Source organism: Streptomyces profundus, from assembly GCF_020740535.1.
GTDB lineage: Bacteria > Actinomycetota > Actinomycetes > Streptomycetales > Streptomycetaceae > Streptomyces > Streptomyces profundus.
In genome coordinates, this window is sequence record NZ_CP082362.1 from 3709606 (window position 1) to 3733129 (window position 23524).

At 74.6% G+C, this 23524-nt stretch carries 13 protein-coding genes; 5 read left to right on the top strand and 8 right to left on the bottom strand.

Annotation, left to right across the window (positions count from 1 at the left end):
- Positions 1-43: 43 nt before the first annotated feature.
- The 8 genes from K4G22_RS16355 to K4G22_RS16390 all read right to left on the bottom strand — a co-directional run bounded on the left by K4G22_RS16355 (position 44) and on the right by K4G22_RS16390 (position 15842).
- The gene (locus K4G22_RS16355) at positions 44-2059 is read right to left on the bottom strand and encodes a serine/threonine-protein kinase (RefSeq protein ID WP_228080972.1); all 2016 of its coding nucleotides are present in this window, start codon (positions 2057-2059) and stop codon (positions 44-46) included.
- A complete protein-coding gene (locus tag K4G22_RS16360; protein ID WP_228080973.1) occupies positions 2056-4572 on the bottom strand; it encodes a hypothetical protein in 2517 nt (838 codons plus the stop codon). The genes K4G22_RS16355 and K4G22_RS16360 overlap by 4 nt, the downstream gene beginning before the upstream one ends.
- Complete coding sequence (locus K4G22_RS16365; protein ID WP_228080974.1) at positions 4569-8243, bottom strand: tubulin-like doman-containing protein; 3675 nt, start codon at positions 8241-8243, stop codon at positions 4569-4571. The genes K4G22_RS16360 and K4G22_RS16365 overlap by 4 nt, the downstream gene beginning before the upstream one ends.
- A gap of 15 nt (positions 8244-8258) precedes the next feature.
- Positions 8259-10607, bottom strand: coding sequence for a vWA domain-containing protein (locus K4G22_RS16370; protein WP_228080975.1), 2349 nt, complete (start codon positions 10605-10607; stop codon positions 8259-8261).
- Positions 10607-11851 carry a hypothetical protein gene (locus K4G22_RS16375; RefSeq protein ID WP_228080976.1) on the bottom strand — a complete coding sequence of 415 codons (1245 nt, stop codon included), beginning with the start codon at positions 11849-11851 and terminating at the stop codon, positions 10607-10609. Before K4G22_RS16375 ends, K4G22_RS16370 begins: the two co-directional genes overlap by 1 nt.
- Positions 11844-14162, bottom strand: a complete 2319-nt coding sequence (locus tag K4G22_RS16380) for a hypothetical protein (protein ID WP_228080977.1) — start codon at positions 14160-14162, stop codon at positions 11844-11846. The genes K4G22_RS16375 and K4G22_RS16380 overlap by 8 nt, the downstream gene beginning before the upstream one ends.
- Positions 14159-14956: a nucleotidyl cyclase domain-containing protein gene (locus K4G22_RS16385; protein ID WP_228080978.1), complete on the bottom strand. Its 798-nt coding sequence runs from the start codon at positions 14954-14956 to the stop codon at positions 14159-14161. Before K4G22_RS16385 ends, K4G22_RS16380 begins: the two co-directional genes overlap by 4 nt.
- Positions 14957-15155: 199 nt before the next feature.
- Complete coding sequence (locus tag K4G22_RS16390) at positions 15156-15842, bottom strand: Crp/Fnr family transcriptional regulator (RefSeq protein ID WP_228080979.1); 687 nt, start codon at positions 15840-15842, stop codon at positions 15156-15158.
- 412 nt (positions 15843-16254) lie between these two features.
- Here K4G22_RS16390 and K4G22_RS16395 point away from each other — a divergent pair, with 412 nt between their 5' ends.
- The 5 genes from K4G22_RS16395 to K4G22_RS16415 all read left to right on the top strand — a co-directional run bounded on the left by K4G22_RS16395 (position 16255) and on the right by K4G22_RS16415 (position 23449).
- Complete coding sequence (locus tag K4G22_RS16395) at positions 16255-19155, top strand: AfsR/SARP family transcriptional regulator (protein WP_228080980.1); 2901 nt, start codon at positions 16255-16257, stop codon at positions 19153-19155.
- Positions 19156-19386: 231 nt separating this feature from the next.
- Positions 19387-21342, top strand: coding sequence for an elongation factor G (locus K4G22_RS16400; RefSeq protein ID WP_228080981.1), 1956 nt, complete (start codon positions 19387-19389; stop codon positions 21340-21342).
- Between the two features lie 196 nt (positions 21343-21538).
- Positions 21539-22180 carry a HemK2/MTQ2 family protein methyltransferase gene (locus K4G22_RS16405; RefSeq protein WP_228080982.1) on the top strand — a complete coding sequence of 214 codons (642 nt, stop codon included), beginning with the start codon at positions 21539-21541 and terminating at the stop codon, positions 22178-22180.
- Positions 22164-22400, top strand: a complete 237-nt coding sequence (locus K4G22_RS16410; RefSeq protein WP_228080983.1) for a CDGSH iron-sulfur domain-containing protein — start codon at positions 22164-22166, stop codon at positions 22398-22400. The genes K4G22_RS16405 and K4G22_RS16410 overlap by 17 nt, the downstream gene beginning before the upstream one ends.
- Positions 22397-23449, top strand: coding sequence for an iron-containing redox enzyme family protein (locus tag K4G22_RS16415; RefSeq protein ID WP_228080984.1), 1053 nt, complete (start codon positions 22397-22399; stop codon positions 23447-23449). Before K4G22_RS16410 ends, K4G22_RS16415 begins: the two co-directional genes overlap by 4 nt.
- Positions 23450-23524 lie beyond the last annotated feature (75 nt).

Sequence of the window (23524 nt, forward strand, 5' to 3'; positions counted from 1 at the left end):
TTCGTGTCGTTCGTCTCGTTCGCGCCTGATGTCGGGCCAGGAGTCACAGGCCCACCTCCTCCGGGTCTGTCTCCTCCACCAGGCCGGCCATCGCGAGGATCGACAGCAGCGGTGTCAGGACCCGGCGGGGTGTGACCCCGTGAGGGAAGGAACCGCCGCGCTCCTGGCGGCCGGTCGCCGAGACGAAGTGCAGCGTGCATCTGGCGCTGTCGGTGAACGGCCTGAGCCAGGCGCCGCTGCCGTGGCGCCGCAGGAAGGCGTACGTCTCCTCGCTCTCGCGCCGCAGTGTCTCCTCGATCCGCCCCGTCGGCGGCGGGTTGAGGAGCCAGGACGCCACGGCCGGCTCGAAGCGGACCAGATCGCTCTTGTTGAGCACCACGGCCGACGGCGTCATCACCAGGCCGTCGGAGCGGGGCACCCGGGAGAGCACGGCGGCGAACGCCTCGTCGCCCAGGTCGCGTTCCCTGATGCCGATGCGTTCGCGGTGCGGGTCGAGCTCGGGCAGCCGCAGCGCGCGCAGCGGGTCGACGACGAAGATGAACGCCCCCGCGCCGGCGAGGAAACGCGTCGCCTCGTCGTGCCCCGACAGATCCTCGCCGGCCAGGTCGAAGAACATCAGCGGACGGGTCTGGCCGCGCGTGGTCAGGAGCAGGCCGTCGGCGAACTGGGCGAACCGCGTCGACGCGGTTCTGGGCAGCACCTTCCCGTCGCGCAGCGGCTGGAGCCGCTCCCGCACGAAGCGTTGGTGCCATTCGGGGCTGAGGGGTTCGGCGGTGATGCCGTACGGCTCAAGGCCGCCCTGTTCGATCTCGCTCATCATCGCGGCGAGCAGGTGCGTCTTGCCGGTGAGCGAGCCGCCGACCGTGACGACGGTGAGCGGACGGCCGTTCCTCAGATAGGGCACCGGCAGGTGGTGGTCGCCGATGCCGCTGGGGTTGGGGCAGCGCTGGAAGGCGCGGCGCAGCATGTCGTCCCGCCGCAGCTCCGCCGGTTCGTCGGCCGGGACGAACGGCTCGTACTCGCCCTGGTCGGTGGGGAGATGGAGGTTGCTCTCGTCGTAGCGGACCGGGCCGAGGCAGTAGGGGCAGAGCACCTCGGACGTCTCCCGCCGGCCGGGTCCCCGGGTTCCCTCGCCCGGCGGGCGCGGGCGCCGTTCGACGCCGAACCGGCGGCGCTTCTCCTCGACGAGCCTCGTGTACTCGCCGTTCTCGGGGGCGGCGCGGTCGCGGGTGGGCACGGGGTCGGGGTGGTTCAGCGCCCGCAGGATCTCGGCGACGGTGCGCCGCTCCGCCGAGCCGCCGGCGAAGGCGCGGGCCTCGCGCAGGGCCGTCAACTGCGGGTAGGCGCCCAGCTCGGGGGGTGGTTCGGCGGCCGGTCCCGGCTGTCCCGAGACCACCGCGTACAGCACCCGGGCCACGCTCCAGAGGTCGTCGCGCGGGTCGCTGTGGCCGTGGCCGGCGAGCTGTTCGGGCGATGCCCAGGGGGCCTCGCCGACCGGCTCCCTCGGGTGCCCGATCGGCACCGCGGCGTAGGGTTCGCCGAGCCTGATGCCCTGCCCGTTCCACCAGACGGTGCTGGGGGCGATGGTTCGGCAGACATGCCCGGTGCGCTCCAACACGCGGGCGGCCACGAGCAGTTGTCCCATGGTCTCGGTCAGGCGACGGCCGCTCGGCCGGGCCGAGAGCAGGCGCGTCGCGCGTGGGGGCGGCGGCTCGTAGAGGAGGAACGGCTCCTCGGCGTCCAGGTTGTGGCCGACGACGCGGAGGAAGAGCCCCGGGTGCTCGCCGCGCTGGTGGGCCCGCTCGATCGCCACGGCCGCGTTGACCTCGTGTTCCAGCGCCTCGCGGGCGCCCAGGTCGCTTTGGGCCGAGCGGGGCAGCCGGTACTGCCGCACCACCCAGCCCCGGCCCAGCCTGACCAGCCGGCCGACGACGGGCGCCCGGAACGGCAGCACCTTGTCCGGGCCGAACTCGGCCTTGAAACGCACCGGGCCGCCCGTCGGCGTATCGAACTCCAGGTCCTCGTGATCGAAGTCGGCTGAGCCGTCGGGGCCGTTCACCACGTGGGTCCTTCCGATTCGCCGCGGGGGGTGCCGACCGCGCCCCGGCGCAGCGGCAACAGCCGCACCACGCCGGTGAACCGTCCGCTCCTGGTCCAGACGACGTCCTCCCCCGCGGTGTCCCAGCCGGCCGGCCAGCCCCGGTCGTCGCGCCGCACCGAGGCGGGGGCGAAGCAGACGCGGCGCGCGGCGGTGGGGTCGCGGGAGAGGGCGTTGCGGTGGGCGCGGGTGGACAGCGGCCGGCCCTCCGTCTCGGCGCGGGCGGCCACCATGGCCCTCGCCGACTCGTCGTTGAGGCCGAACAGGGCGGCCGGGCCCGGGCGTTGCCCCGAGTTGGGCAGGAACGCCGGCGGGGGCGCCGGATCGTCGGCGAGACGCTGGGTCTCCTCGTTCAGCAGCGCGGTCATCCGCTGGTGGACGGCCCCGGTGTCGAAGTCGTCGGGCGCGGCCTCCAGGGCGCCCCACAGTCCGCCCAGCACATGGACGGTGCCCGCGGTGAGGTCGCCCGCCAGGGTCTCGACGAGCGCCTTGCCGCCGTCGCCGGTCTCGCGGCGCAGCCAGCGGGGCACCGGCGCCTCGCCGCCCACCGGCTCGGGCGCCGGGTCCGTCCCCTGGCCCTGGACGGTCCAGTCGTCGTCCAGGCGGTCCCAGCTGTCCCAGTCGGACGATCCGGGGCCGCCGTCCTGGGCCCCGACGTCGCCGCGGTCGCCGGCCGTGTGGCCGTCCTCGGCGTCCCAACCCCCGTGCCCGCCCGGGTCGGTGGCCCAGTCGTCGGCGTCCGCCGCCCAGCCGGGGTCGGGGGGTTCCCCCTGGTCCCGGTCTTCGTGGCGGTCCGTCCGGCGTGTGTCGGCCATGGCGTGCCGCTCCGCGGTGTCCGCCATGGTGCGCAGGGTCCGTCCCACGCTGTCGGCGGTGGCGGCGCAGTACTCCCTGGCGTCGTGGAGGAACCAGTCCCTGATGGCCGCCTCGGTCAGCACATCGGCGATCGCCCGCCGCCAGCCGCCGGCCCGCTCGGCGGCGGTGGCCTCCCACCAGTCCTCGACCGCCCTGGTCCACCAGCGTTGCCCGAGGAACACCAGGCCGGCGATCGACAGCAGCAGCGTGAGGCCCGCGAGCAGGGCCGGCGGGCCGAGCAGCTGCCCGAGCAACGCGCCGGCCAGGCCGCCGGCGAGCCCGCCGGCCAGCCGGCCCTCCGTGCCCACCACGCCGCCGTCCGTGCCGCCGTCGGTGTCGCGGTTGGGGCGTCGGCGCACGAGGAAAGCCGCCAGACCGGCGCAGGCCAGGCCCATCGCCGGGCCGAGGAGCCAGCCGGCCCCCGGCCACAGCCCGGCGAGCAGGGCCACCGCCCCGCTCTCGGCGGCGTTGACCCGGGGGTTGGGCGAGCCGAGCGGGAAGGGCTGGGGGCGCCGCAGCTCCCCCCGTTCCTCCGCCGGGCACGCCTCGTCGAGGTCGGGAATCCGGGCGGCGCTGCCGGTCGGGTAGGCGCGCTGCGCGAGCGCGGCCAGCCGCGCCGCGGCGGACCGCAGCGACACCCCACGGCGCAGATGGCCCTCGGTGTAGGAGCGCAGCGCCGGCCCCACGGGCTCGCGGGAGCCCTCGGCCGAGTCGGGCAGGTTGATGCCGAGATGGAACAGGCGTTCCCGCTGGTCGGCCCTGGCCTCGTCGGTGTCGCCTCGCCGCAACGCCTCGACGGCCGACCTCTGGTAGGCGTCGAGGGTGTCCACCAACTCCCAGATCCTGGTGGGCAGATCGACCTGCCGCACCGCGCCGGTGAACGGCGCCAGGGGATGTCGGACCACGTCGAAGGAGTCCTGGGCGGCGGTCAGCGCGGCGCCGCACGCCTCGTGCCGATCCCGGAGCTCCCCCACGAGCCAGGGGTGTCCGGCGAGGCTCCCCGGCACCTCCTGGCCCACCAGGGGAGCCAGTGGGGCTGGCGCGTCACCGAGGGCGCCGGTCACAAAGGCCGCGACCGGGGTCTCCTGGCCGACCAGCCGTTCGACGGCCTCCCGCCAGACCCGCCCCCGGGCGGCCACCGAGAGGGACTGCTCCAGCACGTCGAGCGCGAGCACCGCCACGCCCTCGGCGATCTGCGCCAGCGCGTCCAGCACGGCGTCGAACACCTCGGGTTCGGCGAGCAGGTCGATCAGCGGGCGAAGCGCGTCGCCCATCGCGATATGGCTGTCGCCGCAGGTCGGATCGGGCACCCACACCACCCCGGCGCTCGGGGGACGCAGCGGCATGGGGCGGCGGAGCAGGGCGGGCGCGAGCCGGCCGGCGGGAGGGGGCTCGTCGGCGGGCTCGCCGGTGTCGTCGGGGGCGCCGACGGCCACGCAGAGGGTGGGGACCGCGTCATGGGCCAGCAGATCCTCGTAGAGACGCTCGTGGCTTGGGAGTTCGGCGAAGGAGTCCAGCACCAGGAACCGGTCCGTCTCCCGCTGCCGCGCCTCGGCCACGGCCGCCACGGCGAGCGCGTGGCCGCCGCGCAGGTCGAGACGGTGGATCGGGATCGTCACGAGGCTTCCTCCCTGGTGCCACCCGCGCTGTCGTCCAGCGGCTCGTCGTCGGCGAGGCGGTCGGTGAAGGGGGCGTCGGCGGACCACTCGTCGGCGGACCGCTCGTCGTCGGACCACTCGTCGGTGGACCGGCGGTAGGCGGAGCGGTCGTGGGTGGAGCGGTCGTGGGCGGAGCGGTCGTGGGTGGGTCGCTCCTTCCCCAGGCCGGCGCGGGGGGCGGACGGCGGACGGCCTGGCTCCGGGCCCTCGACGTCCTCCTGCCACTCTTCTTCCGCTTCCGCCCGCCGCCGCCGTCCCTGTTCCTCCCCCTGCCACTCGTCCTGCCACCGCTGCCGTGGCCGCTGCTGCTGCTGCGGCGGCCGGCCCCGGCCCCCGTGGTCGTCGTGGTCGTCGCGGTCGTCGCGGTCGTCCTCGGGAAGGTGCTCGTGGGGTCGGTGCTCGTGCGGGGTGAACGCCCGGCCGCCGTAGCCGTTGGGGGACCCGTCCGCCTCGGTGGCGCGGCGCGGCCGGCCACGGCCAGCGGCCTGGCCGCGCTTCTTCCGGTCCGCGGCGCGCAACAGCTCCCACAGCGATCTGCGGGTCGCCTTCTTGACCCCGGGGAAGGGCAGTTGGAGGGCGCCCTCGAAGGTCTCGGCCCAGAAGTGGCGCGTCGGCGCGAGCCACGACTCGCCCTCCTCGCCCCGCTCCTCGGCCAACTCCTGGATCAGCGCGTGCTGTTCGGGCGCGACCTCGTGGACCAGCAGCTGGAAGAGCGGCGACGGCGCCACCGGCGACTTCGTCAGCCCGTTCGGCTGGGCCCGCATCAGCTGCTCGCAGACCTCGTCGACGATCTGGCCCTCGTCCAGCAGCGCGAAGCGTTCGTAGGCCCGCAGCAGGTTTACCCAGCTGGAGACCCCGTCCTCCGCCTCGTCCAGTTCGAGGGTCATCGTCGCGTCCCCGCCGTCCTGGAGCCGGAACCTGAGGGCGCTGGGGGAGGCCGGGTCGCCACGCCAGGTGACCTGGCCGTTCCAGACCATGCACAGCAGCCGGTGGAGGATGCGCTTTCGGTCCTCCTCCGTGCTCGCCAGCCAGTCGTCCTCGTAGCCGAGCCGCTGCCGCCAGTCGAGGGCGTCCTCCGGGCTGGCCTCGTCCCTGGCCTCCGCCCAGAGGCGCAGCACCTTGCCGACCTCCGAGATGTCCGTGAGGCTCATCCCGCTGCGGAACAGCACCACGGTGATGGAGTCCGTCGGCACCGCCCGGAACTCGATGGTCTGGCCCGGTTCCCTCGGCAGGCTCAGCGCCTGCCCGAGATAGCGCTCGGCCCGCGTCAACGCCTGGGTCGACGGGTGCACGATGAGGATCTTCAGCGGCCCGTTGCCGTCCGGCACGAAGCCGACCGACAGCAGTCCGGCCAGCTGCGAACGGAACTGCGCCAGCCACAGCTCGTCGACGACGGAGCCCATCTCCACCTCGCCCGCCGCCGCCAGCAGCAGCTCGCCGAGGGACGGCAGCAGGGGCCGCTCGTCGACCACGCTCGGCTCGGTGAAGAGCCGCTTCACGCGCCCCTCGATGACCTGCTTGACCTCCCTGACCGCCTCGCGCGGCGACCGGCGCACCAGGTCGAGGGAGCGCTGCCAGGTGGTCGGCTCGATCATGCGCTCCAGCAGCCCCGCCGAGTCCGAGCCCTCGGGGAGCCCGTACTGCTGCATCAGCCGCTCGAAGACCGCGTCGTAGAAGGAGCGGAGCGAGTCCTGCGGGGGCAGCAGATAGGAGACGCCCTTGCGGTCGTCCCGGTAGAGCTCCTTGCGCCGGTCGGCGAAGATCCGGCCCTCCTCGTCCTCGTGGGCCATGAGGGCCCTGACGAGCTCGCCGACCTCCCGCATGGCCCTGCCCAACTGCGGGCGCCAGCGGATCTCGTACTCCTTCCACGCCGCGTGCCACAGCTGGTTGGCCCGGTAGCGGTACCACGCGTTCTGCTCGGCGACGCACGTCTGGACGTCCGCGTCGCCCCAGCGGGCCGGGGTGATGCCGCCGAGGCTCCGGCGGATCGGCGGCACGCTCGGCGGGGCGAACTGCACGTTCTTGGGCCGCTCCGGCTGGTTGCGCCGGTTGTCGAGCATCCCGACGAGGCCGGCCTGGGCGACCCGTTCCTCGTGATCGGGCATCCCGGTCAGCACCTTCTCCAGCCGGAAGGGCCCGAGTTGGGGGAGCGCCCCCCGGACGGCCGCCGCCGGGCGGAACTCCTCCACCAGCCGGGGCATGTCCCGGCTGAGGTCGTGTTCGAGGCGGCGCAGCGCGTCCTCCATGTCGTCCTGGCGGTCGCGCAGCGCCTGCCCGATCGCCCGGCCGCCCCTGGGCAGCGGGTCGGGGTCGGCGACCGAGCGCGGCTCGCGTTCCCACAGCGGGCCGATGCCGGCGTTCCGGAACATCTCGGTGACGCGGCGGGCGCCCTCGGCGCTGGGGCGGCGGGCCGCCTCGGCCATGTCCCGGACGCCGGCGGCGAGCAGCCGGCCCGCCACGATCTCGGCGAGGTCGTCGACGGGCACGGTCAGGGACGCGGCCAGGCTGGTGGACATGCCCCGGTGGCCGATGCCCGAGCGGGACGGAGTGGCCCGCTCGACCGCCTTGTTGACGAAGCTGGCGGCGAACGACTGGTAGTCGCCCTCCGCCCGGCCGCTGGCCCGGTCGTCGCCGAGCTCGGTGCCGATCAGCGACATCACGATGGCGCTGATGGAGCGGCGCAGGTCCTCGGGCTGGAGGCCGACCGGCCGGCCGAACAGGATCGCGGTCTGCATGGTCGAGGGGCGCAGGTTGACCAGTCCGCCGCCGGGGAAGCGCACCCCGGCCCCGCTCGGCTGGATCACGTCCCCGAACTGCTCGGGGGCGTCGGGCGCGTTCTGGCTGTCGACCAGCCGGGAGATGTCCACCAGCGCGCGGCTGGCGTTCAGCTCCGCCGCCCGGCCGCCGCCGGCCTCCGGCGGGAAGGCCGAGGGCATCACCACCAGCGGGTAGATCTTCACGCCGTCCATGGACTGCCTGAACGAGCGCTGGAACTCGCGCCCGATCAGGTGCAGGAAGTCGTAGAAGATGCCGGCCCCGGTGCCGCCCGAGACGGAGAAGGCGACGAACACGTCGCAGCCCCTGATGTGTCCGCCGCCCAACTCCCGCAGATCGCCGCCGGAGTGGCCGATGGCGCCGATGGCGTCCCGCAGCGGCCGGAGCACCGGCTCCAGGCCCTCGCGCAGGGTGGCGAAGAGCGCGGCCCTGCCCACCGTCGGCAGCTGTCCGGCGCCGGCGTGCAGCGGTGCCACCCGTGGCTCGCCCATCGCGGGCGGCAGCCACTCGGACACGTCGTCGTGGATGGTGACCCGCAGCGCCCGGGTGACCTCAGGCGAACCGCTCATGCCGGCGGGCAGCAGATCGTGGATGGCCCGCGCCGTGTGGGTGTAGGGCGCGGCCTCGGCGCCCCTGGTGCTCAGATGGGGCAGCTGGTTCAGCTCCGCGTCGCTGTAGTCGGCGTAGACGAACTGGATGCAGTCCGGCAGCTGGAACGGCGCGCGCTGGCCGCTGTTGGTCAGCAACGTGCCGTCCGGGCCGCAGAGTTCACGGCGGAGCGTGCGTTCGAGTTCCGCACCGATCCGGTTCCCCGTGCCCCCCAGGCCGACGAACAGCATGGGTTGGTAGATCCTCATGTCTCGTCCCTCACATCAGAAGTCGCTGTTGGCGTCCGGCCGGGGGCGGGAGGTCCGGGAGTCCGCCGGGCCGCCGGCCCTTCCCCGCCCTCGCCCCGGGGGCCGGCGGAGGAAGGAGCGGAACGGGTCGCCGCCGCCACCCCCGTTGCGGCCCCCGCCCTTGGCGCCCTGGCGTGGCACGGGCGCCCGCACGACGATCCAGGTCTCGTCGCCGACCGGGAACCGCTGGTCGGGGCGCAGGTCACGCGCCGGGTCGCGCGGCGGCTTGAGCCGGAGCACGCCGCTGGGCCGGCGTCTCAGCTCGTAGACGGAGCCGCCGCCCGAGTGCGCCTTGGTGAGCCCAGCGTGGCCGCTTCTGCCGCGTTCCACCCGGAAGTAGAAGACCCGCGGCCTGTCCCTTATCGGCTGCTGGTCGACCGTGCGGTCGTTCTGTCCCAACTCCACGGTGTGGCCGGTCAGTTCGAGGCCGCGTCGGCGGGCCAGGAACCAGGCGCCGCCCATCGCCGCGGCCACCGCCAGCGCCGCGACGCCGGTGATCACCGCCCACCGGTACCGGTCCCACCAGGTGGGCGGGGCGGTGACGGTGGCGTTGAGGAACGCCTGGTGCACGACGAGGTCGCCCTCGGTCTCGTCGACGACGACGACCGTGCCGCCGACGCCGCCGAGCGGCACGTCCGAGCCGAACGTGATGGTGAACGGGACGGTCCTGGCGCTGCCCGGCTCGGCGACCACGGTCGGCGGCTCGACGCGTACGGCGCCCTCGCCGGTGTCCCGCAGTTCGAGGCGCAGCTCGTGCGGCCGGCCGTCGTTGTTCTCGATCCGCAGCGAGCCGTCGATCGAGCCGCCCGGGTGCAGTTCGCCGTCCTCGACGGTGACGATGCCCTGGACCAGCGGCGGTCCCTCCGTCACCCGGGTGGGGAAGGGGCGTTCGTCGGCGACCACCCCGGGGGCCGCCATCTCGCTGGTGAACGCCAGCGCGCCCACGGCGTTCTCGGGGACGGTGATCTCGCCGGTGAACACCAGGTCGCCCGCCCGCCGGTCACCGTTTCGCCCGTCGTCGCCGAGGGGGACCTCCACCGGCTCGAAGCCCTCGCCGGTGAGCCGCGCGTTGGCGTACAGCCCGGCGAGCTGCTCCGGGTCGTCGATGGTGACGTTCTCCCTGGTCTGGAGCTGGGCCTCGACGAGTACCGTCTCCCCGGGGTTGGGCGAGGGCGGCTCGACCGTGACAAAGGACAGGACGCGGCCCTGCCAGATGGCGCTGACCGCCGCCTCCATGGCGGGGCCGTCCTCGGCCGGCTCCAGGTGCACCGTCCAGGTGCCGGGTTTGGGATCGCTGACGCGCAGCGCCTCGACGGCGGTGTTCTGGCCGCTGATCTCGAAGGTCGACCCCTCGAACGTGCCCTGCCTCGGCACCTCGCGCCCGTCCGGGTCGAGGTAGGTGACGCGCACCCCGGGCGCGCCCTTGGCGACGGTGATCGAGCCGTCGGTCGCGATCGGGGGGATCACGACGTCGAGATCGACGGGCGGCACGCCCTTGTCGCCGATCTGGACCGCCGCGCAGCGGGCCGAGGCGAACGTCGACTGGAGCGCGTCCAGCAGATCCCCCGAGTTCTGGACGACCCTCATCTCCGGTACGGCGTCGGGGAGGTTGGCGCAGCCCTCGGCGTAGCCGCCCTCGGCCATCTCGCGCAGCGCCGCCTCGTCGATCTGGTCGCCGAAGCCCAGCGGCCACACCTGGACGTTGTTCGCCCTGGCCTCGGCGAGGGTGGCCCGCAGCGCGGCGCCCGCGTTGTTCTGGCGGGCCTCGGGGGAGTCGCCGTAGTTGAGGCTGTCCCGGACGTCGAGCCGGCCGTCGGTCAGCAGGAAGATCACCCGGGGGGTGTCCGGATCGCCCTCGGACAGCCGGCCCACCGCCTGGGCGAGGGCCGCCGGATGGTCGGTGCCCGGGCCGATCACCTCGCGGTCGGGACGGGCCAGGCCCCGCACACACTCGCTGATCAACTGCCGTCCGTCGGCGTCGAGTTCGGTGCGCTGGCACGCCTCGACCGCCGCGACCTGGCCCTCCCGCTCCGCGCTGCCGAAGCCGATGACGATGGCCTGGGACTCCTCCGAGAGCTCCGCCTGGGCGATGGTGGTCGCCGCGTCGACCTCCCGCAGCAGGTCCTCGTCCGAGAGGCTGTCCGACTGGTCGACGACGATGGCGAAGTCGATGGGGGCGACCCCCGAGCCCGCCCCCGTCTCCTCGTCGTCCTGCGCGTTGGCCGGGGTCGGGGGCGGCGCCAGCGCGGCGCTCAGCGCGAGGGCGAGCCCCGCCGCCAGCAGGCCGACCCGGCGCGTGCCACGTCCCGTGGCTGGGGCGCCCATCACGCGTCCCAGTCGTCGAAGTCGTCGCTGGCGCGCCCGCCGGGGCGCGCCGCGCCCCCGCGGCCCACCCGGTCCTCCCGGTCGTCCCGGTCGTCCCGGTCGTCGGGGGAGTCGGGGGAGCCGGGGTTCGGGCCCCGGGCGCCTGGCGCCGCCTCCGGCCCGTCGTCCCCGGCCCAGAACGGCGGCGGCCGGTGGGGGGCGCCGTCGGACGGGGGCAGCCGGCCGGCGGGGAGGCGAGGGGCGAGGACCTGGTCCATGGTGTTGCCGACCACGCCGCCCGACCTGGACCGCAGATACTGGATGACCTCGTACATGTGCTCGCCGATGTCGTGCCGCTCCAGGTGTCCGCTGTCGAGCATCCGGCTGAACAGCTCGATCGACACCTGCTGCTCCTCGCGCCACTCCTGGCGGATGAGGTTGCGGATCTCCAGCTCCCGCCCCGGCTCCCTGGCCATGAACCCGGCGATCTGCCCGATGTTGCCGCGCCGCAGCATCTGCTCGAACTCCTCGGCGCGGGCGGCGACCCTTCGTGACTCCCACTCCTCGCGGCGGCCCGAGACGCGCAGTTCGTGCTCCAGATCGGTGTGTTCCCGCTCGCGGTCGGCGACCCGTTCGCTGAGGTCGATGAAGACATGCACCTTGGTCCGCAGCCCCAGGTCCTCGCCGAGGGCGAACCGCCCCGAGACGAGCTCGGCCCGCACCGCCCGGTCGACCCGCTCCGCCTCGGTGAGCGCGTACTGCCGGGAGACGTCGCGCAGCCGCTCCAGCAGATCGTCGCGGAGCAGTTCGGCGGCGTCCCACACCTGGCGGTCCACCACCAGCGACGGGTCCTCCACCTCCCAGTGGACGCGGGCCTCGGCCTCGAAGAACTCCGCGTCGCCCGCGGCCGGCAGACTGATGCCGAACTCGGTCACATGCCGGCCGAGCGCCACCTCGAACGCGGTGAACGGGCCCCGCAACAGGGGCTTGTCGTAGTCCTCGCGCCGGTCCGGCCAGAGCACCGTGCGGCCACCGTTGCGGTAGCGCAGCACGGCGATCACCTGCCCGCTCTCCTGGCGGTACGGGGTGGGGCACTCCCGCAGCAGCGGCCCGATGGGGGCCTTCCTGCCCGCCCCGCGCCCCGGCCGCCGGCGAGCCCCCGGCGGTTCCCTCCTGACGTTCTCGTCCCGCCCGTTCGCGTTCCGCGCGTTCCCCTTGTCCGCCCGCCGTTCCTCGCGGTCGGCCTGGGCTGCCCTGTCACTCACCGGTGGGTCTCCTTCCTCGTGCCGCGTGCCACAGCCGGTGCGCGACGTCGGTGTCCAACGGCCGGTCGGGATCGCGTACCTGCCGGTCGAGCAGATGGCGCAGCCGATCACGGTCCCGGCCCTCGATGGCGAGGCGCGGCAGGAAGCCGGCCAGCGTCGCCAGTTGTTCCTCGTCCGCCGCGGCCCGCCGGATCCAGCTGCCCATCCCGTCGAGCCCCGGCGCGGCCGACCTGGGGGTGGCGAGCGTGTGTCCGACCAGGTCGGCGACCCGGCCCGCCACCGCCGGACGGGTGGCGATCAGCGCTCCGCAGAGCGTCCAGTCCGAGCGCCGCTCCAGCTCCTGGTTGTCCCGCAGGCCCCACAGGAACGTGACGGGGGTGCGGATCGCCCTGAGCATGGTCAGCAGCACCAGGTCCGCGTACGCGCGGCGGCCGTCCCGCAGCCAGCGGCCCATGCGTTCGATCACCACCTCCGGCTCGGGGCCGGCCAGCAGGCGGGTCACGCTCAGCGAGACCGTCGCCAGCAGCGTGCCGTCCTCGTCGCGGCGGATCGCCTTGCCGAGCTCCTCAAGCGAGGCGGCCACCGAGCCGGCCGCGAGGCCGTAGCCGTGGGCCACGGCCGCGGCCTCCCGCAGCCCGAGGTGGGCGCCCTTCGCCCACTGCTTGAGGAGGCTCCCCACCGCCGGCTGGATCGTCGGCTCGTGGGCGGCCTGCGCGAGCACGGTCGCGACGGCGAGCCGTGGCCCGTCGGGGTTGCCCAGGGCCATGGGCCGCACGATGTCGCCGTAGCCGTGGAGCCAGTCCCAGGAGCAGAGCACCCCGGCGGCCACCGCGGCCCGCACCCACACCTGGGGGCGCGGGTCCTCGCACAGTTCGCGCAGCCAGTGCCCGACCGGACCGCGCGCGGAGTGGTGGCCCTCCCACACCTCGCGCAGCACGGCGGTGGCGAGCCCGTGGCCCCGGAACGCGATGACCCGCGCGGGCGCCTGGGTGAGCCCCAGATCCACCTCGTCGTCGAAGAGTTCGGCGCGGGCCAGGGCGGGCCGCAGCTCGGCATGGGTGCCGAAGATCCGGCGGCCGGGCGGGTTCTCCGGGTCGAGCGTGACGCCGAGTTCCCAGGCCAGCTGGTCGGCCGCCTCGGTGACCAGCCCGTAGGGCGAGCCGTTGAAGACCGCGACCGCGATCCGGAAGGCCGCGGTGCGGATGACCGGCATCGCGGCGGGCAGCTGCCCGGGCCGGTCGGCGCCGGCGAACCAGAGCCGCGCCTGCCGGGTCGCGAAGCCCGCGCAGGCCGCGCGCAGTTCCTCGTCCGTCAGCTCCCCCAGCAGGTGCCGGGCGAGATGGTCGGCGAGGTGGGCGGCCTCGGCCGGCAGCGGCTCCTGGAGGCCGATGGCCTCCAGCACGTCGGCGCGCCGCGCCAACTCCTCGGCCGCCGGCAGCGAGCCGGCGGGGGCGCCCCGCAGCCGCTCCCGCAGATGACGGCCGAGCACCTCCCGGGCCGGCGGGGGCACGAACCCGGCGGCATGGCGTCCGCGCAGCAGCCGGTCGGCGAGGTCGCCACCGCTCACCACGATGACCAGGAACGCCCCGACCCTGGCCAACTGGGCGCTGAGCCGGTCGAGATGCATCTCCGTCAGCGGTGCGCCCCCCGCGTCGGGGGCGTCCTGGCCGCCGGCCGCGGCCGTGGCGGCCACCGTCTCCTCGTCGGGGAGCTTGAGCAGATAGCCGGTGCCGGCGCGGAACACGCCCTCCGTCAGCACGCGCGGATCCGTGGCGGGGTCGAGCCGGTTGACGCCGTCGGTGGCCAGCTCGGCCAGCAGCGTCAGGGCGGTGGAGACGCGCCCGCTGCCCGGCTCGCCGCAGAGGACGAGCAGGTTGCCGGCCCGCAGCCGCTCCTTCATCCGCGGGTAGCCGGGTGCCTGGAGGTAGACGGCGTCGAGGCGCGCCAGCGCCTCGGCCGGCACCGGGCCGTCCAGCAGGGCGGGTGGGCCGCCCGGTGTCGGTCCGACGAAGAAGTAGTTGCCCTCGAAGTACTGGTTGTCGCGGCCCACGCTGATGGTGCGGTGGCGGGCGAGGTTGTCCCGGGCGGCGCGCGCCGTCCTCGCGCCGCCGGCGTCCTCGCCGTCGCCGAGGCCGCCGACGGCGGAGCGGAACGGGTCGGGCGGCTCCTCCCCATGGCCGGCCGAGCCGTCCTGGTCGGCCCCCGCGCGCTCCCCCTCGCGGGCGCCGTCCCTCTCGCGCGCGCCGGGTCCTGCCGCGTCCGCCGGCTCATCGGCGGGGGACTCCGCCTCCGGCTCCTCCTGGTCACTCACGCCGGGCCCCTCCCGTCGTCCTCGGGGGCCTTGGCCGGCGCCTTGGCGATGCCGGTGAACGGGCCCTGGAACACGTTGTCGCTGAAGACCTGGTTGTCGCCGGCCACCTGGAACACCTGGCCCCGGGCCCGGGGGGCCGTGGTGCCGGCGCGGTCCGGCGCGGGGCCCTGGCGGTCCCGCCGGCCGGGCAGCAGGAACCAGGCGGTCTCGTCCGTCTCCTTGTTGCCGACCCGGTGTGGGACGTAGTCGTCGGGTTCGATGTAGCGGCCCCCCTCGCGTACCACCGTGCGGTAGAGCGGGTCGGAGACCACCAGGAGGAAGTCAGCGCCCGCCTCGTCGATCGCCCGCTTCGCCGCCTCGCTGTCGCACAGCCGACAGGTGAGGTCGACGGCGCGTCCCACCAGCCCCTCGGCGTCGATCACGACCGGACCCGCGTGCATTGCGACCCGTAATCGCAGCGGCACCCCGCCGGCGCGGTTGTGTTCCCTGACGCCCTGGCGCAGCGTCTCCACCCACCGGCCGACCAGGTCGACCTGGGGGACGGAGGGCTCGACGGTCGCCAGGATCCCGTCGCCCCTGTCCTCCTTGCGCAGCTCACCGGGGAGCACGCCGACGGCGTCGCCCGCCTCCTCGAACGCCCGGTACATCGCGCGCCGCAGGCTCTTCTTGGCGTCGATGGCGAGCCGGCCCGAGCCGCACGCGTCGACGGAGATCACCAGCCGGGTGAGGGCCCTCCCCGAAGCTCCCCGACGGTGTTCCCCCGGCCCGCCGTCGGGCGCTCTCCCAGCACTCATCGTCCCGCCCCTTCGCGTGGTGGTGCGTCACCAGCGAGTCTGCTCACCCGCTCCCCATCGCGATGTGGCCGTTTACACACTGGGGCGGAACCGCCCCCGTGATCGCTTCCCCCGCATGTCGCCACCCCTGTCTCCCCCGTCCTCCCGCTACGAGTTCGTTCCCGTGGACCGCGTTTCGCTCAGCGCCCCGCCCGCTTCGTCACAGTTCTCCGCCCTCGGCGAGCAGCCGCAGGAGCGGGAGGTCGGAGATGACCAGCCGCCGGGGCCTGGTGCGGATGACGTCCTGCTCGCGCAGCAGCCGCAGCGACTTCGCGACGGCCTCCCTGCTGGTGCCGATCGCCGCCGCCAGATCGTGCTGCGGCAGCGGCAGATCCACGACCGTTCCCCCCTCCACCTCGCGTCCCGTCCTCTCGGTGAGTTCCAACAGCCGGATGGCCAGGCGCCGCAGCACCGTTCCCGAGGCCAGCTCGCGACGTTCCTGGTCCGAGCTGCGCAGCCGGGAGCTGAGTTGCCGCATCACGAGGGTGGTGGCCACCGGGCGGCTGGCGAGGAAGCCACGGAAGCGTCCCCCGGGCAGGACCGTCGCGCGCAGTTCGCCCAGCGCCTTCACCGTCGCGCTGCGCGGCCTGTCGTCCACGGCGGCGAGCTCGCCCACCAGATCGCCCGCTCCCCGCAGGGCGAGGATGAGCCGGCTCCCCCGGTCGGTGCTGACCTGCGCGACCGACCAACCGGAGAGGATCACCAGGACGAAGGTGGTGCGATCGCCCTCCTGGATCATGACCTCCCCGGGGGCATAGCTGCGCAGGGCCCCCAGACCGATCAAATCCCTGCGGTCCTGTGGTGGAAGAGCATCAAGGAAGGCACGCCCCTGACCGAATAGGCTCATATGAATTCCCGGTATGAACGATCTGGCGAGGCATATGTTTCACGATGTCGATCGTCACCCGGATTCCCCCGTAAGTCATCTACCACGCGTGCGCGAGGTAGCTGAGCGTAGGCCCAACCCCGGGGCCCCGCAAGGCGGTTCACACCAAACGCAACAGAGAATGCGTCCTGGTTCAGAAACCCCGCACGTAACGGCGGTACCTGCGGAGAATTCGCGGTGACCTTCGAAAAGATATAGGGCCGTCGTGGATGCCGAAAGCGCGGCGACCCCGTTCTTCGATCTCCTGTGCGAACCCGTGGGCGGGGGTGCCCGGTGACGGGTGGCGCCCGCTCCCGCTGAGACGCCTGCCCCCGTGGCCGGCGGCCGGGCGTAGAGTGCCGACCGACCAGGGGGAAGAGCGATGGAGTTCCAGGTGTTGGGGCCCTTGGAGGTCCAAAAGGGTGACCAGCGGTGGCCGGTCACCGGGCGGCTGCGGCAGACGTTGCTGGGGGTGCTGCTGGCGCGGGCCGAACGGGTGGTGTCGGCCGACGTGTTGGTGGACGCCCTGTGGGGCGAGCGGGAGGATGCCCGCGCCCACCAGCGACTGCACCTCCATGTGCACAGGCTGCGGGGCTTCCTCGGCGAGCACGAGCGGCTGAGCCGGATCGACGACGGCTACCGACTGCGCGTGCGCCAGGGGGAGTTGGACGCGGAGCGGTTCGAGCGGCTGGTGGCCGAGGGGTTCGACCTGGCGGAGCGGGAGCCCCGGGAGTCGGCCGGCCTGCTGCGGACCGCCCTCGGGCTCTGGCACGGCACGCCGTTCCGAGGCGTCGACGCCGCCGAACTGGGCGACTGGGCCAACCGCCTGGAGGAACGGCGGCTGACGGCCTGGGAGTCGCTCTACCGGGCGGAGCTCGCCTGCGGCGCGGGCGCCGAACTGGTCGAAGGGCTCCAGAAGTTGGCGCTGGCCCACCCCTTGCGCGAGCGCTTCCACAGCCTGTTGATGTCGGCGCTCGACCGGGCCGGTCGGCGGGAGGAGGCGCGGGCCGCCTACGAACGGGCCCGCCGGACGCTCGCCCAGGAGCTGGGCGTCGAGCCGGGCGCCGAGCTGAGGGAGTCGGCGGCCCGGCTGCGGTCGGGCCGGGCCCCGTCGCCGGGGCCGGCCCCGGGAGGGGCGGTGCTGCCGAGTCAACTCCCCTCGGAGGTCGGGGGCTTCGTGGGGCGGGAGGCCGAGATGGACGAGCTGGACGTCCTGGTGTCCTCCTCTCCAGCCCCCGTGGTGATCGCCGCGGTGGCCGGCACGGCCGGCGTCGGCAAGACGGCCCTCGCGGTGCGCTGGGCGCACCGGCGGCGGGACAGGTTCCCCGACGGCCAGCTCTATGTCGACCTGCGCGGCTACGGCCCCGACCAGCCCCTGGCGCCCGAGGACGCGCTGGCCGGGTTCCTGCGCGCGCTGGGCCTCGCGGGCTCGGCGATCCCGCACGACCTCCACGAACGCGGGGCGCGTTTCCGCACGTTGGTCGCGGGGCGGCGGATGCTGGTGCTGCTGGACAACGCGGCCGAGGTCGCCCAGGTGCGGCCGTTGCTGGCGGGCAGCCCGTCCTGCGTCACCCTGGTGACCAGCAGGGACGCGCTGGCCGGTCTTGTGGTCAGGGAGGGCGCCCGCCGGCTGGCGCTCGACCGGCTCAGCCGCGCCGAAGCGCGGGAGCTGCTGCGCGGGCTGCTCGGCGACGCCCGTCTCGCCGCGGAGCCGGCGGCGGTCGACGAGCTGGTCGAACGCTGCGCGCGGCTGCCGCTGGCCCTGCGGATCGCCGCGGAGCTGGTGCGTTCGCACCCGGGGCCAGGCGGCGTCGCCGAGCTGGCCGGGGCGCTGGGGCCACGGCGGCGCGCGCTCGACCTGCTGGACATCGACGATCCGCACACGGCGGTGCGGGCCGTGTTCTCCTGGTCCTACCGGCGGCTTGAGCCGGCCGTGGCGTCGGTGTTCCGGCGTCTTGGCCCCTATCCGGGACCCGATGTGGACGAGTACGCGGTCGCCGCGCTCGTCGGCGTGGAGCCGCGCGCGGCGCGGCGCGCGTTGGAGGTGCTGGTGCGCGGGCATCTCGTCGAGCGGTCGCCGACGGGCCGCTACCGCCTCCACGACCTGCTGCGCGCCTACGCGGCCGAGCTGACCGGCACGCCTGACGGCGGCGGGACGGCCGAACGGGCGGCGGCGCTCGGCCGGTTGTCGGACTACTACCTGTCGACGGCCCTGGCGGCGATGGACGTCTTCCTGCCCGCCGAGTCCTTCCGTCGGCCACGGCCGCCCGAGTGGCCCGGCGCCGCGCCCCCGTTCGCGTCCTCCGACGAGGCCAGGGCCTGGCTGGACGCCGAGCGGGCCAACCTGCTGGAGCTGGCCAGGATCAGCGAACCGCGCCGCACCGTCGAACTGGCCGAGACCCTCTGGCGCTATCTCTTCCTCGGCGGCTTCCCGGACGAGGCGATGCACCTCTACACCAGGGAACTGGCGGCGGCCAGGGCGCTGGCGGACCCGATCGCCGAGGCGCGGGCCAGGAGCAACCTGGGCAAGACCATGGACCAGCTCGGGCTGAACGGCACGGTGGCGCTCGACCATCTGCGCGGCGCGCTGGCCGCGTTCGAGCGGGCCGGGCTGCCCGCGTGGCAGTCGGCGGTGCGCAACAACCTGGGCATCGCCTTTGGGCGTCGCGGCGACCTGGGCGCGGCGATCCGGGAGTTCGAGCTCTCGCTGGCGTTGGCCGGCACGGCGGAACACTGGCCGCTGCGGCGCGCGCCCCTGGTCAACCTCTCGCGTTGCCTGAAGGAACTGGGGCGGTACGAGGAGGCGTTGACGTGTCTCTTCGAGGTGCTCGAACGCTGCCGGGAGCACGACGACCGGGCCCATCTGCCCAACGCGCTCACCGGCCTTGCCGATCTGTCGCTGCTGACCGGGCGGGACGCGGAGGCGGAGGCGTACGCCAGGGACGGGCTGGCGCTCGCCGGGGAGTACGGGTTCCGTGCCGTCGAGGTGGACTGTCTCTGCCTGCTGGGCGTGGTCGCCCGCACCGCGGGGGACCACGCGACGGCGCTGCTCCGCCATCAGGAGGCGGTGGCCCTGGCCCGTTCGATCGGCTCCCGGCACACCGTGCTGGGGGCGCTCAGCGCCCTGGCCGCCAGCCGGAGCGCCGCGGGTGACCAGGAGCGGGCGCTGGCCACCTACCGGGAGGCGCTTGCCGTCGCGCGGGAGGCCGACCACGCGCCCGGGGTGGCCACGGTGCGGGCGGCCATCGACGACCTTCTGGCGCGCGGCGGCGATCAGCGGGCGGCCAGGACCTGACGGGCGCGGCGCTTCCCGGTTCCCAACTCGGTTGACAGGGCCGCGTGATCACCAGCAGGCTGCGAACCGGTCGGGAAGTGGGACCCTCGGGAGCCGCGCCATGTCGCCGCACGGCCCGCCCTCCCGTCCACACCGCCGAGCCCTCCCCGCCGACCGACGCGGCCTTGACCGACGCGGCCAGGCGCGGGAGCGCGAGGGCCGCCGGAACGGAAGCGGCAGGAGAGGACGGCTGTGCGGATCGTCAACCTGGGCGTGCTGGCGCATGTCGACGCCGGCAAGACCAGTCTGACCGAACGGCTGCTCTACGACACCGGCCGTATCGACCGGCTGGGCAGCGTCGACGCCGGCTCCACCCAGACCGACTCGACCGATATCGAGCGCCGCCGGGGCATCACCGTCCGCTCGGCGGTCACCTCGTTCCGGATCGACGACCGCCAGGTCAACCTGATCGACACCCCGGGCCACAGCGACTTCGTCGCCGAGGTCGAACGGGCGCTCACCGTGCTGGACGGCGCGGTGCTGCTGCTCTCCGCCGTCGAGGGCGTCCAGGCCCACACGCGGGTGCTGATGCGCGTCCTGAAGGAGCTGCGGCTGCCCACGCTGATCTTCGTCAACAAGATCGACCGCCCCGGCGCCCGCGCCGGCGAACTGGTGGCGGACATCCGTCGGTCGCTCACCGCCCAGGTGGTGCCGATGGGCACCGTGCGGGGGACGGGCACCCCAGGTGCCGCGTTCGACGCCTTCCCCGTCACCGGCGGGGCGGTGGCCGAAGCCTGGGCGCCCGTGCTGGCCGAACACGACGCGTCGATCCTCGCCGCCCTGGTCGAGGAGCGGACCGTCGAACCCGCCCGGCTGGCCGAGGCACTCACCGCGCAGGTCGCCGAGGGCAAGGCGTTCCCCCTGCTCTGGGGCTCGGCCCTGTCGGGCGCCGGCATCCCGGCGCTGCTGGCCGCGATCGCCGAACTGCTGCCCCCCGGGCCCGCCCCGGAGGCCCGGCTGCGCTGCCGCGTCTTCGCCATCGACCGCGATGTCTCGGGGGAGAAGGTCGCCTATCTCCGCTCCTACGGCGGCGAGCTGCGCGAACGCCAACGCGTGACCGGCTACCGTCAGGAGGCCGACGGCACCGTCGGCTCCTATCGGGCGCGGGTCAGCGGGCTGCGGGTGGTGGGGGCGCCCGCCGGGGGCGAACACCGGCTGACCGCCCGGCATATCGCCCGGGTCCGTGGGCTGGCCCAGGTCAGGATCGGCGACGAACTGGGCTCCCCCGAGGCCGTCGACCGCCGCCCCCGGTTTCCGCCGCCCAGCCTGGAGACCGTGGTCACCGCGCGCGACGGCGCACGGTCAGGGGCCCTGCACGCCGCGCTGCTGAGCATGGCCGACCAGGATCCGCTGATCCAGGCGCGGGTCACCCCGGACGGGGAGACCCGGCTGCTGCTGTACGGAGAGGTGCAGCGGGAGGTCATAGCCACCACCCTCGCCGACACCCATGGCATCGAGGCCGTCTTCGCACCGGCCCGGGTGGTGCATCGGGAACGCCCGGCCGGCGTCGGCTCGGCGGTCGAGTTCATCGGCAACGGCTTCCTCGCGACGGTCGGCCTCCGCGTCGAACCGGGCGAGGGCGTCAGCTACCACCGGGAGGTGGAGCTCGGCTCGATGCCGGTCTCCTTCCACACGGCGGTCGAGGAGACCGTGTACCGGGCGCTGGGCCAGGGCAACCACGGCTGGCCGGTCACCGATGTGCGGGTCACCCTCACCCACAGCGGATTCTGGCCGCGCCCGTACAGCACCGCGGGCGCCTACCGGGATCTGACGCCGCATGTGCTGCTCCAGGCGCTCGCCGCCGCCGGCACCCGGGTCTACGAACCCTGCCACGCCTTCCACCTCGAAGCGCCGGCCGACCGGCTCGGCCCGCTCACCGCGCGGCTGGTCGGGATCGGCGCGCGGCTCGACACCCCCGTCGAAGTGGGCGCGGCCTGGCAGCTCACCGGGGAGCTGCCCACCCGGGTGGTCCACGACTTCCAGCGGTCCCTGCCCACCCTGACCGGCGGCGAGGGCGTCTGGTACGCGCGCCAGGCGGGCGACCGGGAGGTCGCGGGGCGCCCGCCCCGGCGGGAGCGCACCGACGGGAACCCGGCCGACCGGGCCGAGTACACCCGTTTCCTGAGCCACCGCACACCGGCGTCCTGACCCGCTGATCCGCCGCGACGGCGGGGTGTGAATCGCGCCCCGGTGGGTACTCGGCGCGCGGTCTCGGGGTCGGTGAGGGGTGGGCTGGAGGTGCTCGTTGGCTGCTTCTGCCGGGTCTACTGGTTCTGCCGTCTCCGCTGGTTCCCCCGTTCGTTCCTCTCCCGGTGCCCGCCCCGCGCCCTCGCTCGGGCGGGTCATGGTGCTGCCCGGGGTGTACGCGCCGCAGGCGGACACCCTGCTGCTGGCCGCCGCGCTCCGCGCCGAACGGATCTGCCCTGGCATGGATGTGCTGGAGGTGTGTTCCGGAAGCGGGGCGCTCTCCGCCTACGCCGCCCGGCTCGGCGCGCGGGTGACCGCCGTGGACATCGGGCGGCGCGCGGCGCTGACCACCAGGATCAACGCGATGCTCGCCGGTCGGCGGGTGACCGTGCGGCGCGGCGATCTGACCACCGCAGTCGCCGGCCGTTCCTACGATCTGCTCTTCAGCAACCCGCCCTATGTCCCCTCCCCACTCGAAGCGCTGCCCCGCGCCGGCGCCGCCCGCGCCTGGGAGGCGGGCCGGGACGGGCGGGCGCTGGTGGACCGGATCTGCGCGGCGGCGCCCGGGATGCTGCGCCCCCACGGCGTGCTGCTGATGGTCCACTCGGGCCTGTGCGCCGAGGAGGAGACCCTGCTGCGCCTGGAGCGCGCGGGGCTGCGGGCCGCCGTGGTCGAGCGCGCGCGGATCCCGTTCGGTCCTGTGCTGCGCGAGCGGCTGCCCTGGCTGCGCCGCCGTGGCCTGGTCCCGCCGGACGAGGAGTCGGAGGAGCTGGTGGTGATCCGTGGCGAGAAGCGCTGACCGGCAGCCACGCCGGGTGTCCGCCGAGCGGGACGGGCCGCTGCTCGTCGAGGGCCCGGTGGAGGTGACGCTCGAGGACGGGCGGACGGTCCGCAGCGACCGGTTCACCGTCGCGCTCTGCACCTGCCGCCGCAGCCGCCGCTATCCCTGGTGCGACACCAGCCACCGGAAACGGTCGAGGCCCTCGGAGGGGAGCGTTCCCCGGGAGAACGAACGGTGAGCGGCCCCGAGCTGCCGGAGGCCAGGGGGGAGGTGTCCGCCGGACTGCTCGCGGCGCTCGCCGACGGCGCGCTGGCCCTCCCCAGCCGCGAGACGGCCGCCGGGGCCGACCCCTTCGGCGGTGATCTTCAGCTGACCCTCTATGTGCTGTACGAGCTGCACTACCGGGGCTTCGCCGGCGTCCCCGACGCCAGGGAGTGGGACGCGGAGCTGATCGGACTGCGGGTGGCGGCCGAGGAACGTTTCCTCGCCGCCCTGCGCGCGGCGCTGCCACCGGGCCATGGCGTCCAGGAGGCCATGGCCGAGCTGTTGGTCGAGCCGGTCACTCCGGTCGGGGTCCGGGGCGCGGGCGCCGACGAGACGGTCGGAGTCGGTCACTTCCTGTCGCGGGAGGGCGAACTCTGGCAGCTGCGCGAGTATGCGGCGCTGCGTTCGCTCTACCACCTCAAGGAGGCCGACCCCCACGCCTGGGTCATCCCCCGGCTGCGCGGACGGGCCAAGGCCGCCATGGTCGCCATCGAGTTCGACGAGTTCGGCGCCGGCCGGGCCGACCGCGCCCACGCCCGGCTCTTCGCCGAGCTGATGCGGGATCTCGGCCTCGACCCGACCTATGGCCGGTATCTGGACGCGGCCCCCGCCGAGGCGCTGGCCACCGTCAACCTGATGTCCCTGTTCGGGCTGCGGCGGGCACTGCGCGGGGCGCTGGTCGGGCACTTCGCCGCCGTCGAGGTCACCTCGTCGCCCGGCTCGCGCCGGCTGGCCGACGCCATGCGCCGCACCGGCGCCGGTCCCGCCGCCGAGCACTTCTACGACGAACACGTGGAGGCCGACGCGGTGCACGAACAGGTGGTGCGGCGCGAGGTGGTCGGGGGACTGCTCGCCGACGAGCCCGGCCTGGCGCCCGATGTGGTCTTCGGGATCGAGGCCACCGCACTGCTGGAGGACGCCCTCGGCCGGGCGCTGCTGCCCGCCTGGCGCGCCGGGCGCCGCGCCCTGCGGCGTCCCCTGGCGGAGCCGGCGGGGGCGCGGCCCCGGGTGGCGGTCGACTGACGGTCCGGGCCAGCGGTGGCCTTGCCGGCCCGGACCGCCGACTCGTCCCCGGTGGCCGGCTCAAGGGGAAGGGCC

Bases quoted from the DNA above. Each gene is read 5' to 3' on its own strand.
- K4G22_RS16365 (WP_228080974.1), bottom strand. From the start codon at position 8,243: ATGAGGATCTACCAACCCATGCTGTTCGTCGGCCTGGGGGGCACGGGG.
- K4G22_RS16370 (WP_228080975.1), bottom strand. From the start codon at position 10,607: ATGGGCGCCCCAGCCACGGGACGTGGCACGCGCCGGGTCGGCCTGCTG.
- K4G22_RS16385 (WP_228080978.1), bottom strand. From the start codon at position 14,956: ATGAGTGCTGGGAGAGCGCCCGACGGCGGGCCGGGGGAACACCGTCGG.
- K4G22_RS16390 (WP_228080979.1), bottom strand. From the start codon at position 15,842: ATGAGCCTATTCGGTCAGGGGCGTGCCTTCCTTGATGCTCTTCCACCA.
- K4G22_RS16405 (WP_228080982.1), top strand. From the start codon at position 21,539: ATGGTGCTGCCCGGGGTGTACGCGCCGCAGGCGGACACCCTGCTGCTG.